This is a genomic window from Cronobacter sp. HA18006 (assembly GCF_011605445.1).
Taxonomy (GTDB): Bacteria; Pseudomonadota; Gammaproteobacteria; order Enterobacterales; family Enterobacteriaceae; genus Cronobacter; species Cronobacter sakazakii.
In genome coordinates, this window is record NZ_JAANQB010000023.1 from 257,966 (window position 1) to 273,733 (window position 15,768).

Consider the following 15,768-nt stretch of genomic DNA (forward strand, 5'->3'; position numbering starts at 1 on the left):
TTGCGCTGTGACTTTCAACGGGAGAGATAATGCAGGTCTTACATGTATGTTCTGAACTTTTTCCGCTACTGAAAACGGGTGGTCTGGCGGATGTCCTTGGCGCGTTGCCTGCTGCGCAGATTGCCGAAGGGGTGGATACGCGCGTGCTACTGCCAGGCTTCCCCGATCTCCGTCGCGGGGTCGCGGATGCCAAAGTGATTACGCGTCGTGACACCTTCGCCGGGCGTATCTCTTTGTTATACGGACACTTCAACGGCGTCGGCATCTATCTTATCGATGCGCCGCATCTCTATGATCGTCCGGGTAGCCCTTATCACGACACTAACCTTTACGCCTACGCCGACAACGTGATTCGCTTCGCCCTGCTGGGTTGGGTGGGCAGCGAGATGGCGGCCGGGCTCGATCCGTTCTGGCGGCCTGATATCGTTCACGCGCATGACTGGCATGCGGGCCTGACGCCTGCGTATCTGGCAGCGCGCGGGCGTCCGGCGAAATCCGTGTTTACCGTGCATAACCTCGCCTATAAAGGCATGTTTTATGCGCATCACATGGATGAAATCGGATTGCCATGGTCGATGTTTAATATGAATGGGCTGGAGTTCAACGGCGAGATTTCGTTCCTCAAGGCGGGCCTCTATTATGCCGATCATATTACGGCGGTCAGCCCGACCTACGCGCGCGAAATCACCGAGCCGCAGTTTGCCTATGGCCTGGAAGGGCTGCTGAAACAGCGCCACAGCGAAGGGCGGCTGTCAGGGATTCTGAACGGCGTCGATGAGAACATCTGGAACCCGGCGCACGATCTGCTGCTGGCCTCGCGCTACACCCGCGATACGCTGGAAGAGAAAGCGGAGAACAAGCGGCAGTTGCAGATTGCGATGGGCCTGAAGGTGAATGACAAAGTGCCGCTGTTCGCGGTGGTCAGCCGCCTCACCAGCCAGAAAGGGCTGGATCTGGTGCTGGAGGCGCTGCCGGGCCTGCTGGAGCAGGGCGGACAACTGGCGCTGCTGGGCGCAGGCGATCCGGTGCTTCAGGAAGGGTTCCTCGCCGCCGCGGCGGAACACCCGGGCCAGGTCGGCGTGCAGATTGGCTATCATGAGGCGTTCTCGCACCGCATTATGGGCGGCGCGGATGTGATTTTAGTGCCGAGCCGCTTTGAGCCGTGTGGGTTAACGCAGCTCTACGGCCTGAAATATGGCACGCTGCCGCTGGTGCGCCGCACCGGTGGGCTTGCGGATACCGTTTCCGACAGCTCGCTGGAGAACCTGGCGGACGGCATCGCCAGCGGTTTTGTCTTTGAAGACAGCAACGCCTGGTCGCTGCTGCGGGCTATCCGGCGCGCTTTCGTATTGTGGTCCCGTCCGTCCCTCTGGCGCTTTGTGCAGCGTCAGGCGATGGGGATGGACTTTAGCTGGCAGGTCGCGGCGAAATCCTACCGCGAACTTTATCAACGCTTGTTGTAAAGGAACACGTCGATGAATGAACCCTTTAGCTATGCGTCGCCAACCCTGAGCGTGGAGGCGTTAAAACACTCTATCGCTTACAAGCTGATGTTCACCATCGGTAAAGATCCGGCCATCGCTAACAAACATGAGTGGCTGAACGCCACGCTGTTTGCGGTGCGCGATCGCATGGTGGAGCGCTGGCTGCGCTCCACTCGCGCCCAACTCTCGCAGGAAGTGCGACAGGTTTACTATCTGTCGATGGAGTTTCTGATTGGCCGCACGCTCTCAAACGCCCTGTTGTCGCTTGGCATCTATGAAGATGTACGGGACGCGCTGGAGGGGATGGGCCTGAGCCTGGAAGAACTCATCGACGAAGAAAACGACCCCGGCCTTGGCAACGGCGGCCTGGGGCGTCTTGCGGCCTGTTTCCTGGATTCGCTGGCGACGCTCGGCCTGCCGGGCCGCGGCTACGGCATTCGCTACGACTACGGCATGTTTAAGCAGAACATCGTTGACGGGCGTCAGAAAGAATCGCCGGACTACTGGCTGGAATATGGCAACCCGTGGGAGTTCCAGCGCCACAACACGCGTTATAAAGTGCGTTTCGGCGGGCGTATTCAGCAGGAAGGCAAAAAGACCCGCTGGGTTGAAACCGAAGAGATTATCGCGGTCGCCTCTGACCAGATCGTTCCCGGCTACGACACCGACGCCACCAACACGCTGCGGCTCTGGAGCGCGCAGGCCAGTAGCGCGATTAACCTCGGTAAGTTCAACCAGGGCGACTACTTTGCGGCGGTGGAAGATAAAAACCACTCCGAGAACGTGTCGCGCGTCCTTTACCCGGATGACTCCACCTATTCCGGGCGCGAGCTGCGTCTGCGGCAGGAGTATTTCCTGGTCTCCGCGACGGTGCAGGACATCTTAAACCGCCACTATATGCTGCATAAAACCTACGCCAACCTGGCGCAGAAAGTGGCGATTCACCTGAACGACACCCACCCGGTATTGTCGATTCCGGAGCTGATGCGCCTGCTTATCGACGAGCATAAGTTCAGCTGGGATGAAGCGTTCGAAGTAACCTGTCAGGTATTCTCCTACACCAACCATACGCTGATGAGCGAGGCGCTGGAGACCTGGCCTGTGGATATGCTCGGCAAGATCCTGCCGCGCCATCTGCAGATCATTTTTGAAATTAATGATTACTTCCTGCGTACCATTCAGGAGCAATACCCGAACGATACCGGGCTCTTAAGCCGCGTGTCGATTATCGACGAGTCGGGCGGGCGTCGCGTGCGTATGGCCTGGCTTGCGGTCATTATCAGCCACAAGGTGAATGGCGTGTCTGAACTGCACTCGAACCTGATGGTCCAGTCGCTGTTTGCCGATTTCGCCAACATCTTCCCGATGCGCTTTTTGAACGTCACCAACGGCGTGACGCCGCGCCGCTGGCTGGCGCTGGCGAACCCGTCGCTCTCCGACGTGCTGGATGAGAATATCGGGCGCACTTGGCGCACCGATCTCAGCCAGCTGAGCGAACTGGAACAGCACATCGACTACCCGACGGTGAACCAGCAGGTGCGCGAAGCCAAGCTTGAGAACAAAAAGCGTCTGGCGATTTACATCGCGCAGCATCTCAATGTCGTGGTCAACCCGAAAGCGCTCTTTGACGTGCAGATCAAGCGTATTCACGAGTACAAGCGTCAGCTCATGAACGTGCTGCACGTCATTACGCGCTATAACCGCATCAAAGCCGATCCGGATCTGGAGTGGGTGCCGCGGGTGAATATTTTCGCCGGTAAAGCCGCCTCGGCGTATTACATGGCGAAGCATATTATTCACCTGATCAACGATGTGGCAAAAGTCATCAACAACGACGCGGACGTGAAGGATCGCCTGAAAGTGGTGTTTATCCCGAACTACAGCGTCAGCCTTGCGCAGCTCATCATTCCGGCAGCCGATCTCTCGGAGCAGATTTCTCTCGCGGGTACTGAGGCGTCCGGCACCAGTAACATGAAGTTTGCGCTCAACGGCGCGCTGACCATCGGCACGCTCGATGGCGCGAACGTAGAGATGCAGGAGCATGTCGGCGAAGAGAACATTTTCATCTTTGGTAACACGGCGGATGAAGTGGAAGCGCTGCGTCGCGCAGGCTATAACCCGCGCGATTACTACGAGAAGGATGAAGAGTTACGCCAGGTACTGACCCAGATAGCGACCGGCGTGTTCAGCCCTGAAGAGCCGGGCCGCTACCGCGATCTGGTGGATTCGCTGATTAACTTTGGCGATCACTATCAGGTGCTGGCGGATTACCGCAGCTACGTGGATTGTCAGGAGAAGGTGGACGAGCTTTATCTGCAGCCGGAAGTATGGACAACCCGCGCGATGCATAACATCGCGAACATGGGCTACTTCTCCTCAGACCGCACCATTCAGGAGTACGCGGAAAATATCTGGCACATCACGCCTGTACGCCTGTAAGATCGACGCGTTATCAACACAACCAGAGTGGCGACGCTCTGGTTTTTTTATGGGTGCGAAAGGCAAGGATGACGAAGAAAACAACATGGGCGGGCGCGCTGCTCGTCTCGCTGGCAGGCGCGCCACTACTGGCTCAGGTATACGGCGCGGTGGCGGATTTCGCGCTTTCAGGCGTGATGCGCACATATGCCTCAGCGAACATCGGTATCGCCGTACTGCTGGTGCTGCAAGGCGTGTCGCTGGCGCTGCTTGGCAAACACCAGGCGACACGACGCCCCGACAGCGCGCGGGTGTTCTGGGCGGTGCTTGTCTGGTATCTGCTGTGTGCCGCCGTGTTCAGTACCAGGGCGGCGTTTTTGCCAGACGCGCCGCGGGGGGCGCTATTCTTTGCCGGTTGGCTCCCGAGCGCATACGTCTGGCTGCTCGCGAAGGACGTTTTCTTTGTATGGCCGCTGTGGCTGCCCGCCGCCGCACAGGCATCCTTACTTGCCGGATTTTATTACGGACGCCGCCGCGCCCGTCACGCGTGATAGGGTGTGGCCAGCGGCGTGTGGCTTACGCCTGTGGCACCCACCACGCAGTTGCGGCCCGCGCGTTTGGCCTGATAAAGCGCCTCGTCGGCCTGGTTTTTCAGCGTCTCGGCGTTGGCGTCGTCACCTGTCATCGTGGCGGTGCCAGCGCTAATCGTCAGTACTTTCTCCACCATCGGCGTCGCCGGATGCGCCAGCCGGGCCTGCTGAATCGCCTGAAGCGCGCGCATCGCCACCTGTTCAGCAGCATGTGCGTTCGCACCCGGCAGAATAATGGCAAACTCTTCGCCGCCGTAGCGCGCCACTCTGTCAGATTTGTGCAGCGGCAGATGATGCAGAATTTCACCCACCGCTTTCAGGCACTCATCGCCCGCCACATGGCCCAGCGTGTCGTTGTAGCTTTTAAAATAGTCGATATCGCACATCACCAGTGACACCGGCGCGCCGGTTGCCTGCGCGCGCGTCATACATTGTTCCAGATAGATATCGAACTGGCGACGATTAGGCAGCCCGGTTAAGCCATCCAGCAGCGCCAGATCCTGAAGAATATGATTAGAGCGCGTGAGATCGTCACGCAGCACAATAAGCTCGCGTTGATAGCGCAGGCTGGCGCGGATCTGGCGCAAAACCAGCACGCCGAATACCAACACCACACCAAGCAGCACGGCGTTAAGCGCCAGTGTCGGAATATTGTTACGCCACCAGGCGGCGCGAAGCTCATCGACGTCATAACCGGCCGACACCACCAGCGGATAACGCGCAAGCGTGGCGTAACCGAAAATGCGCGGCACGCCGTCGATAGCCGATTTCCAGGCACCGCCACCGGTCGGGGCGATTTTCAGCATCCGCGTAAACAGCGGGCTGGAGGAGAGGGTGCGGTTAATATAGGAATCGGGGAAAGGGCGCACATACAGCACTGTGCTGTCGGTGAAGGTGATCCCCAACGTGTCGCCTGGCCCCATTTCGTAATAGCCATAAAACTGGCGGAAATAGTCGAGTTTCACCGTTGCCAGTAACACGCCGCGAAAGCGGCCTTCCGGGGTATTCAGCCGCATCGAAACGGGCACCACCAGTTCCCCCGTAGCACGGCTGCGGATCACATGGCCGATGCGTATGCCGGTGTCGCTGTGCTGGCTGTGCCAGATGAAATAGTCGCGGTCGGCGCTGTTCGCCTGCGCCGGAAAGCCGCTCGCCGAGGTGGCGAGCCAGTCGCCGCGGGTGTCGTAGACAAACAACCCCTGCAGTTGCGTCAGCTGGCGCTGTTGTTGGGCGAGCAGGCCGCGCGGGCCGTTCCATTCGGCAGGCTGCAGGAAAATATCGTCCGCACGCCGCGAGAGATCATCCAGCGTCAACTGAACCTGGAAAAACGTATCTTCTGCCTGCCGCGCCAGCGAAATTGCCTGGTTACGCGCCTGACGCTCTGTCTCCTCGACACTGTGTCGCCACGATTGCCACAGCGATCCGCCGCTGACCGCCATCACCAGCAGCGAAATCAGCAGTAAAAAAGCCAGCATTACGGCATCCGGCGAACGGGATGTTGCCTTGCGCAAGCGGCGCTCTCCTGAGAGGGGGTTTAATAACCCATAGTAATACGATGTTATTAATTGTAGCGACAGAAATACACGTTAATGCGGGGAGTTAGCAGATAAAAAGACGCGGCCGCGCAGGAGAAGACACGGCCGCGAAAGGGGAAGGGGTTACGACGCCAGCGACAGCTTCACATTGGCTTTTTTGCCGACGTTTTCAGTGAGCCACTGCGCTACGCGCGACTGTTCTTCACCGTTGAGCCACATGCCGAGTTTGGTACGACGCCAGATGGCGTCATCCAGACGGCGCACCCATTCGTGCTCGACCAGATAGCGCAGTTCCGCTTCGTAAAACTCATGGCCGAAGTGTTCGCCAAGCGCGTGGATATCTGCAGCATCGCCCAGAATCAGCTCGCTGTTACTGCCGTAGGTACGCGCGTAGTGGCGCGCCAGCGTTTCACTGATGAACGGGTAACGACGACGCAGTTGTGCGGCGTAGTCGTCGCGCTCGCCCTGGAAAGCACCACCCGGCAGCACGGCGTTGCGGGTCCACGCCGGGCCGATATTGCTGTAATAGGACGACAGTTTTTCCATCGCGTGTTCGGCAAGCTTACGGTACGTCGTGAGTTTACCGCCGAAGACCGACAGCAGCGGCGCTTTGCCGTTCTCATCGTGAATATCGAGCGTGTAATCACGCGTGATCGCCTGCGGCGAATCCGATTCGTCATCGCACAGTGGACGCACGCCGGAGTAAGTCCAGACCACGTCATCACGGGCAAGCTGTTTTTTGAAGTGCGCGTTATAGACTTTGAGCAGATAGCTGATTTCGGATTCGTCGATCGCCACTTCTTTCGGGTCGCCTTTATATTCGACGTCGGTAGTGCCGATTATCGAGAACTCATCCATCCACGGGATAACAAACACGATACGCTTATCTTCGTTTTGCAGGATGTAAGCCTGTTTCTGGTTATGCACGCGCGGCACGACGATATGGCTGCCTTTGATCAGGCGGATACCATAAGGCGATTTCAGTTTCAGGCCGTCATCGAAGAAGTTTTTCACCCACGGGCCGGTGGCGTTCACTAAGCCGCGCGCCTGCCAGGTGTAGGTTTCGCCGGTATCGATATCTTCCGCTTCCACGATCCACATGCCGTTTTCGCGACGCGCGGAGGTGGCGCGGGTGCGAGTCAGCACTTCGCCGCCTTTTTTAACAACCATCTGGGCATTTGCGAGCACCAGACGCGCGTCATCCACCCAGCAGTCGGAATATTCGAAACCGCGCACGATTTCCGGCTTCAGCACGGAATCCGAACCAAAACGCAAACCGGTGGAACCCGGCAGACTGGTGCGTTTGCCGAGGTGATCGTACATAAACAGACCGGTGCGGATCATCCACGCCGGGCGAAGATGCGGGCGGTGCGGCAGACGAAAGCGCATCGGGAACGCGATGTGCGGCGCCATTTTCAGCAGCACTTCACGTTCTGCCAGCGCTTCGCTGACCAGACGGAACTCGTAATGTTCCAGATAGCGCAGCCCGCCGTGGATCAACTTGGAGCTGGCGGAAGAAGTGGCGCACGCCAGATCCTGCGCTTCCAGCATCAGCACAGAGAGTCCACGCCCTGCGGCGTCTGCCGCGATACCGGCACCGTTGATGCCCCCACCTATCACAATCAGATCTTTGGTTTCCATGCTGCTGCCCTCACGCACTTTCGTTAAAGCTCATAAATGTTCGTTATCGCTCATAATAGCAAACAAACGCGCTTTTGATAACAACAAAAAAACATTTCCGTGTGATGTGAATAACATTATGGCGTTACAGACGGAGGAAGCCTTACACTTACGTTATTATCGGCATAGCGCCTCGCGCGGGTGGCCAGCCTTACGCCCCCTTTAAAGATGAAAGAGAGCACCATGGATCAGTTTGAATGTATTAATGTCGAAGAAGCGCACCAGAAACTGCAGCAGGGGAACGCCGTGCTGGTGGATATTCGCGATCCGCAAAGTTATGCGATGGGCCACACGCCTGGCGCGTTTCATTTAACCAACGCCACGCTGCCCGCCTTTATGCAGCAGACCGATTTCGACGTGCCGGTGCTGGTGATGTGCTATCACGGCAATAGCAGCAAAGGAGCGGCGCAGTATCTGCTTCACCAGGGCTATGACCAGGTCTACAGCGTGGACGGCGGTTTCGACGCCTGGCATCGCCATTTCCCGGCGGAAGTGGCGCACGGCGAGAGTTAAGCATCGTCTGCGCGTCGTTCGCAGGTATACTGTTTGCCTCATGTGGAGATACCTTTCTGAAAAGAACGACTTGCTATGTTGATGATTAACTCGTTTGACAACCCGCGTCTTGCACAGGCGTTTGTTGATTATATGGCCACCCAGGGCGTGATACTGGAAATCCAGCGGCATGACACCTGGGATATCTGGCTTGCCGATGAGGCGCAGGCGGAAAGGGTCAAAGCGGAGCTGAGCTATTTTCTCGCGCACCCCGGCGATCCGCGCTATCTCTCCGCGAGCTGGCAGACGGGGCAACTGAACGCCGGTTTGCGCTATCGCTCGTATCCGTTTATGGCGAGCGTGCGCGCCCACGCAGGCCCGCTGACGCTTGGCATGATGGCGCTGTGCGTCGTGGCGTATCTCGCGATGAGCATCATTGGTTCTCCGCAAGTGGCCGTCTGGCTTGCATGGCCGTTCGATCCCTCTCTCAAATTTCAACTCTGGCGCTATGTCAGCCCGCTGCTGTTGCACTTTTCCCTGCTGAGCCTGATCTTCAATCTGCTATGGTGGTGGTATCTTGCCGGTCCGCTGGAGCGTAGCGTCGGCAGCGGTAAACTGCTGACGCTAACGCTGGTGACGGCGCTGGTGGGCGGCGTTATCCAGTATCAGATTGCCGGCCCGTGGTTCGGCGGCCTCGGCGGCGTGGTCTATGCGCTGGTGGGCTATGTCTGGCTGCGCGGCGAACGCGAGCCGGAAAGCGGGCTTTATCTGCCTCGCGGCATTCTGGTGTTTATGCTGCTGTGGCTCGCTATCGGCGGCCTGGGGCTGTTTGGCAACAAGACGGCGAATGCCGATCTGGTGGCGGGGATGCTGATTGGCCTGGCGATGGCCATGACAGATACCCTGCATGCGCGAAAACGAAAATAATACGGCAACACGTCAGGAGAAGGGTGTGAAGCAAACACAACGTCACGATGCCATTATTGAACTGGTAAAAAAACAGGGCTATGTGAGTACCGAAGAGCTGGTGGAGCAGTTTGCCGTCAGCCCGCAAACCATCCGTCGCGACCTCAACGATCTCGCAGAACAAAATATGATCCTGCGCCACCACGGCGGCGCGGCGTTACCGTCAAGCTCGGTCAATACCTCCTGGCATGACCGCAAGGCGACCCAGACGGCGGAAAAAGAGCGTATCGCCTATAAAGTGGCAAGCCAGATCCCCAACGGCGCAACGCTGTTTATCGATATCGGCACCACGCCGGAGGCGGTGGCGCACGCGCTGTTGAATCATGAGAATCTGCGCATCGTGACCAATAACCTGAACGTGGCGAATACGCTGATGGTGAAGGACGATTTCCGTATCATTCTGGCGGGCGGCGAGCTGCGCAGCCGCGACGGCGGGATTATCGGTGAGGCGACGCTCGATTTTATCTCTCAGTTCCGGCTCGATTTCGGCATTCTGGGTATCAGCGGCATCGACAGCGACGGCTCGCTGCTGGAGTTCGATTATCACGAAGTGCGCACCAAGCGCGCGATTATCGAGAACTCGCGCCACGTGATGCTGGTGGTGGATCACTCCAAGTTTGGCCGCAACGCGATGGTGAATTTAGGCAGTATCAGCCTTGTGGACGCGGTTTATACCGATACCATGCCGCCCGCCGGTGTGATGCAGGTGATTACCGCCAATAAGGTGCAGTTAGAATTGTGTTAATGCCTTTGCGGTGACGTGGGGTTTGCGGTGTGGTTGTTGATGGAATGGCGGGTGCGCCTCGCTTACCCGCCCTACGGTGTAGCTCATGCCGATTTTTGTAGGGTGGGTAAGCGCAGCGCACCCACCATTAACGTGGATTACTGCTCACCCTAAACCCCATACCCCATCATCTTCAACAACTGCTGGGCGTGCTGTACGGCGTCCTGACGGTGCGCCACACCAAGCTTCTGATACAAATTGCGGATATGCGTTTTAATCGTGGTCGCCGCCACATCAAGCTCACCGGCAATCTGATCGTTGCTGTAACCGGAGTAGATAAGCCCCAGCACCTGCCATTCGCGTTGGGTCAGCGGGCTGGTGCGGATCAACTCCGGCACTTCAGGGTGATTCAGCAGCTTATTAACGAAGTTCTCGTCAAAATGCGCGAATTTATGGCGATGATGCTGGTTAATGTCGCGCAGAATGCGCTGCGCGCGATGCTGTTCAATCTCCGGCAGCGTATTGAGCTGCAACAGCTGACGCAACTGTTGCGCCATTGCTTCGCCTTCAATCACGAAATGGCTGATAAACCCGGTGCGGTTGGCCAGCGTTAACGCCTCCATCAGCACGCGCTGGGCGTCGCTTTTGCGACCGGCATTCCAGTAAAGCTGATTCAGTAACAGCAGGTTGCGGTTGATATCGCTCATCAGCCGCAGGCTGCGGGCGTTTTCGTTGAGCTCTTCAAGCACCATCTCTGCGGGCTCGTAATCGCCAAGCAGGATTTGAACGCGCGCGATATTGCGCCACTGGCTTTGCAGGAAATGGTTATTGGCGAAGGCCGGTTTAGGCGTCTGACGCAGCCAGGCCGCGGCGGCGGCTTTATCGCCCGTCATCTGCCAGTAAATTACCCGCACTTTGTCGGCGTTAGAAACCCAGTCGCTGTGGTAATGGCCGTTACCGAGCAGATTTTCGAGACGGTTCAGATGGCTGCGGGCGTTGTCGAGATCGCCGCGCGCCAGCGAGCACTGCACCAGCAGCGCCAGGCACTGCAACTGCTGCTGCGGCTGGTAGTTCGCGAGCACGGTCATTCCGGTGCGCGCGCAGGCTTCCGCTTCATCCAGCCGCGCCCAGGCCCACAAGAGCTGCGCGCGAATACGCAGCAGGAATTCATGCAGGGGCAACTGTTCGAGATGCTGCTCCTGGATAAGCGTAAAGGCTTTTTCCTGCGTCTCCCAGGCCGCCTGCAAAAAGCCCTGGGCGAAGAGAATTTCGCTCTGCTGGATAAGGCTCCAGAGCGCGTAGTGCCAGACATCGTGACGGCGCGCCATCAGCTCGGTCTGCTGCATCACCGACAGCGATTTCGTTAAATCGCCTTTGCAGTGCAGCACTTCGCCGTGGACGGATGTCGCCACGATGCGGCTGTAGAAATTCGCCAGCGGCAGCGTCTCCAGCGCGACCATCGCCAGCCGCTCGGCTTCGTCCGGGTCGCCGTCGTTAATCGCCACCTGCGCGCGCAGGGCGTTGAATTCGCCATGCAGCGTGTCGTCCATTTCGCCTTTCATCTCCTGCTCGGCGCGCGCCAGCAGGGTGTTGACTTCGCTGTAGCGGTGCTGGCTTTGCATCAGCCAGGCCTGCAACAGCACGAGGCGCGGGTTCGCCAGCAGGCTTTCCCAGGGCAGGGCTTTTAAAGACTGTTCCAGCAGAGTGAGTTCACTGTGGTTGAACAGCCCCCAGGCGTGATTAAGCAGGATGTCGCGCAGCATACTGGCGTCGCCCGCCGCGAGCGCGTGGTGAATCGCCTCGCTCGGGAACCCCTGCGCCATCCAGCTCTCCGCCGCGGCGCGGTGGATATCCGGCAGCTCGGTCGACAGCTCCCACTGGCAGCGCTGACGCAGAAAACTACCGAACAGCGGGTGATAGCTGAACCATTCACCGGAATCATCCATCCGTTGCAAAAACAGCCCCTGGCGTTCGATCTCTTCCAGCCGCATCTGGCCATTTTCTTCGCCGGTCACGCGCGCAATCAGCGCGTCGTTCATTGAGCGCAGCAGGGCGCTTTTCAGTAAAAACTGACGGGTGTCGTTATCGACGTTATTCAGCACTTCATCGACAAGGTAATCGGACAGGTGGCTGGCGTTAATGCCTGCCAGCCGGCGCGCCGACTGATGCACCGCGCCGGTATTCTGCCGTGCCGAAAGCGCAATGAGTTGCAGCGCGGTGGCCCAGCCTGCGACGTCGTCGCAAAGACGGTTGCTTTGCGACGGTTCGATGGGCTGGCTCAGGCGGCAGTCGAAAAACTGGCGCGCTTCCTGGTGCGTAAAGGCGAGCTGCTGGCTGCCGATTTCGAGCAACTGCTCGCGCACGCGCAGGTTAGCGATACCCAGTTGCGGCAGGTTGCGTGAAAGCACCACCAGCGTCAGATGATCGGGCTGATGGCGCAGGAAGAAGCGCATCGCCTCATGAATAACCGGATTGGTGATGAGATGGTAATCATCAATCACCAGAAAGAGCGGGCGCGGCCAGTCCGCCAGTTCGATGAAAAGCTGCGCAAAAAGGGAAGAGAGGCTCGCGTACTGGCGTTTCTGGGCCATCACTTCGCTGCTGGCACAGTGGCCACCGGTCGCCTGCTGAATAGCGGCGATAAGATAGCTGGCGAAGCGCTCCGGTTGGTTATCGCCTTCGTCAAGCGAATACCAGCCCAGCTCCGTCTTACCTGCGGCCCACTGGGAAATTAACGTCGTTTTTCCGTAGCCGGCGGGGCTGGTGATTAGCGCCAGCCGGTAGTTGCTAGCGCCGGATAATTTAGCCAGCAGACGTTCACGAACCACAGTGTGTTCAAGACGAACCGGGCGACTTAACTTAGACGGTATCAACATAGGATCACTTCACTGTGCAGGAGGCAAAGAGATGACGATTTTTTTTGAGCTTCGTAATTAATACTAAATTAAGGTCGGACAGAATCAGCATGAATGCAAGTTATGTCCTTTTTTGGGCACGTTAAAGTTGCACTCTGTCACATTTCCATTTTTTCTGTGAATATTTCACCCCTGTTCGCCTGCAAAGGCCGTTGGCTCTGGCTTTGCGTTAAGGTGTGGATGAGTTTTATTTCGCCACTGGCACAGTAAACCTTGCAAACCTGCCATATTTTCAGTGGGTTTTGTGCGCAGAATCACCGTAAAAATGCGCCGGAAGGGAGCTGAAGCGTTATTTTTAGTGAGAATTCGTTTCTACTGTAACAGCGCTTCCGCTTTCGAATGCTCGCAAGGGGAATATATCGAGTGAAGCGGTACGTTTTGCAGATGTTCCCGCAGGTTTTAACGCTTTTTGTGGGGGTTTTAGTGCCGTAGATCACAGTTTTTGCTACTCCCCGTTTCTCCTCCCTGGCTAATCCTGCGCAGGAGGAGGAATTCACTCAGGGGGCGGGGCAAACTAGCGAAAATTCTCCTTATTTTTGCTACAGGACTCCGATTTACTATGTCACAGCCCACCTTTAATCCGACCGAATTCGAGGCTGCGCTGACCCGTCAGTGGCAGCGTTTTGGTTTACACAGCGCCAAAGAAATGACGCAGCGCCAGTGGTGGCAGGCGGTCAGCGGCGCGCTCTCAGACATGCTCGTGGCGATCCCGGCGCATCAGCCGCAGGCGAAACAGCGCCACGTGAACTACATCTCGATGGAATTCCTGATTGGTCGTCTGACCGGCAACAACCTGCTCAATCTCGGCTGGCACGATGAGGTGAGCCGCATTCTGGAAAGCCACAATATCCATCTGGGCGATCTGCTGGAGCAGGAAACGGATCCGGCGCTTGGCAACGGTGGTCTGGGGCGTCTGGCGGCCTGCTTCCTGGATTCGATGGCGACCGTAGGACAGTCCGCGACCGGTTATGGACTGAACTACCAGTACGGTCTGTTCCGCCAGTCTTTTGAAGACGGCAAGCAGATGGAAGCACCAGACGACTGGCACCGCCGCAGCTACCCGTGGTTTACCCATAACGAGGCGCTGGATGTGCAGGTCGGCATCGGCGGGAAAGTGGTCAAAGAGGGAAAAACCGCGCGCTGGGTGCCAGGGTTTATCATCACCGGCGAAGCGTGGGATCTGCCGGTGGTGGGCTATCGTAACAGCGTGGCGCAGCCGCTGCGTCTGTGGCAGGCGACGCACGCCCATCCGTTTGATCTGACCAAATTTAACGACGGCGATTTCCTGCGTGCCGAGCAGCAGGGCATCGACGCGGAAAAACTGACTAAAGTTCTCTACCCGAACGACAACCATCAGGCGGGTAAAAAGCTGCGCCTGATGCAGCAATATTTCCAGTGCGCCTGTTCCGTGGCCGATATTCTGCGCCGCCATCATCTGGCGGGCCGCAAACTGGCTGAACTGCCGGATCACGAAGTCATCCAGCTCAACGACACGCACCCGACCATCGCCATCCCGGAGCTGCTGCGCGTGCTTATCGACGAGCATCAACTGAGCTGGGACGACGCCTGGGCGATCACCAGCCGCACCTTTGCCTACACCAACCACACTCTGATGCCGGAAGCGCTGGAGTGTTGGGACGAGCGCCTGATCCGCACGCTGCTGCCGCGTCATATGCAGATAATCAAAGAGATCAACACGCGCTTTAAAAAACTGGTGACGAAAACCTGGCCTGGCGACGAGGCGGTCTGGGCGAAACTTGCCGTGGTACACAACGGCCAGGTGCGTATGGCGAATCTCTGCGTGGTGAGCGGTTTTGCGGTGAACGGCGTGGCGGCGCTGCACTCCGATCTGGTCGTTAAAGACCTGTTCCCGGAATATCACCAGCTCTGGCCGAACAAATTCCACAACGTGACCAACGGCATCACGCCACGTCGCTGGATCAAACAGTGCAACCCGGCGCTGGCCGCGCTTATCGACAAAACGCTGAAAAAAGAATGGGTGAACGATCTCGACGCGCTGGCCGGCCTTGAGAAATATGCCGACGACGCGGCATTCCGCAAGGCTTACCGCACCATCAAGCAGGAAAATAAACAGCGTCTGGCGGCGTATATTCACGCCCGCACCGGCATTGAAATCAACCCGAACGCGCTGTTTGATGTGCAGATCAAACGTCTGCACGAGTACAAACGCCAGCATCTCAACCTGCTGCACATCCTGGCGCTGTACAAAGAAATTCGCGAAAACCCGAAGGCGGATCGCGTGCCGCGCGTCTTCCTGTTTGGCGCAAAAGCCGCGCCGGGTTACTACCTCGCGAAGAATATCATCTACGCTATCAACAAAGTCGCGCAGGCGGTGAATAACGATCCGCAGGTCGGCGATAAGCTGAAAGTGGTCTTCCTGCCGGATTACAACGTCTCGGTCGCCGAGATGATGATCCCGGCAGCGGATATCTCCGAGCAGATCTCAACTGCCGGCAAAGAGGCATCCGGCACCGGCAACATGAAGCTTGCGCTCAACGGCGCGCTTACCGTTGGCACGCTGGATGGCGCGAACGTCGAGATTGCTGAGCAGGTGGGTGAAGAGAACATTTTTATCTTCGGTCACACGGTTGAAGAAGTGAAAGCGCTGAAAGCCAAAGGGTATGACCCGGTGAAATGGCGCAAGAAAGACAAACTGCTGGATGAAGTGCTCAAAGAGCTGGAAAAAGGCGTCTACGCAAACGGCGACAAACACGCCTTCGATCAGATGCTGCATAGCCTCGGGAAACAGGGCGGCGACCCGTACCTGGTGATGGCGGACTTCGCGGCCTATGTTGAAGCCCAGAAGCAGGTGGATGTGCTCTACCGCGACCAGGAAGCCTGGACTCGTGCGGCAATCCTCAACACCGCGCGCTGCGGCATGTTCAGCTCTGACCGCTCCATCCGCGATTATCAGCAACGTATCTGGCAGGCAAAACGCTAAAA

At 57.7% G+C, this 15,768-nt stretch carries 10 protein-coding genes; 7 read left to right on the top strand and 3 right to left on the bottom strand.

Going from position 1 to position 15,768, the window contains the following annotated elements; translation table 11 throughout:
- Positions 1–29 precede the first annotated feature (29 nt).
- The 3 genes from glgA (at position 30) to G9X48_RS17555 (ending at position 4,453) form a co-directional block, all read left to right on the top strand.
- Positions 30–1,463, top strand: a complete 1,434-nt coding sequence (glgA, locus tag G9X48_RS17545; RefSeq protein ID WP_004388021.1) for a glycogen synthase GlgA — start codon at positions 30–32, stop codon at positions 1,461–1,463.
- Between the two features lie 12 nt (positions 1,464–1,475).
- A complete protein-coding gene (gene glgP, locus G9X48_RS17550) occupies positions 1,476–3,923 on the top strand; it encodes a glycogen phosphorylase (RefSeq protein WP_012126372.1) in 2,448 nt (815 codons plus the stop codon).
- Positions 3,924–3,991: 68 nt separating this feature from the next.
- A complete protein-coding gene (locus tag G9X48_RS17555) occupies positions 3,992–4,453 on the top strand; it encodes a hypothetical protein (protein ID WP_097641885.1) in 462 nt (153 codons plus the stop codon).
- On the opposite strand, the gene G9X48_RS17560 is transcribed toward G9X48_RS17555, so the two are convergent.
- Positions 4,444–6,003, bottom strand: a complete 1,560-nt coding sequence (locus G9X48_RS17560) for a sensor domain-containing diguanylate cyclase (protein ID WP_097641886.1) — start codon at positions 6,001–6,003, stop codon at positions 4,444–4,446. The genes G9X48_RS17555 and G9X48_RS17560 overlap by 10 nt on opposite strands.
- A 147-nt stretch (positions 6,004–6,150) precedes the next feature.
- Positions 6,151–7,668 carry a glycerol-3-phosphate dehydrogenase gene (gene glpD, locus G9X48_RS17565; protein ID WP_004388025.1) on the bottom strand — a complete coding sequence of 506 codons (1,518 nt, stop codon included), beginning with the start codon at positions 7,666–7,668 and terminating at the stop codon, positions 6,151–6,153.
- 222 nt (positions 7,669–7,890) lie between these two features.
- Here glpD and glpE point away from each other — a divergent pair, with 222 nt between their 5' ends.
- The 3 genes from glpE to G9X48_RS17580 all read left to right on the top strand — a co-directional run bounded on the left by glpE (position 7,891) and on the right by G9X48_RS17580 (position 9,910).
- The gene (gene glpE, locus G9X48_RS17570; protein WP_004388026.1) at positions 7,891–8,220 is read left to right on the top strand and encodes a thiosulfate sulfurtransferase GlpE; all 330 of its coding nucleotides are present in this window, start codon (positions 7,891–7,893) and stop codon (positions 8,218–8,220) included.
- 75 nt (positions 8,221–8,295) lie between these two features.
- Positions 8,296–9,126, top strand: a complete 831-nt coding sequence (gene glpG, locus G9X48_RS17575) for a rhomboid family intramembrane serine protease GlpG (RefSeq protein WP_007899829.1) — start codon at positions 8,296–8,298, stop codon at positions 9,124–9,126.
- Between the two features lie 25 nt (positions 9,127–9,151).
- Positions 9,152–9,910: a DeoR/GlpR family transcriptional regulator gene (locus tag G9X48_RS17580; protein WP_004388028.1), complete on the top strand. Its 759-nt coding sequence runs from the start codon at positions 9,152–9,154 to the stop codon at positions 9,908–9,910.
- Positions 9,911–10,059: 149 nt separating this feature from the next.
- Here G9X48_RS17580 and malT read toward each other — a convergent pair whose 3' ends face one another.
- A complete protein-coding gene (malT, locus tag G9X48_RS17585) occupies positions 10,060–12,765 on the bottom strand; it encodes an HTH-type transcriptional regulator MalT (RefSeq protein WP_085046193.1) in 2,706 nt (901 codons plus the stop codon).
- A 598-nt stretch (positions 12,766–13,363) separates the two neighbouring features.
- Between malT and malP the strand changes: the two genes are divergently transcribed.
- Complete coding sequence (malP, locus tag G9X48_RS17590; RefSeq protein ID WP_085046192.1) at positions 13,364–15,766, top strand: maltodextrin phosphorylase; 2,403 nt, start codon at positions 13,364–13,366, stop codon at positions 15,764–15,766.
- The last annotated feature ends 2 nt before the right edge of the window (positions 15,767–15,768 follow it).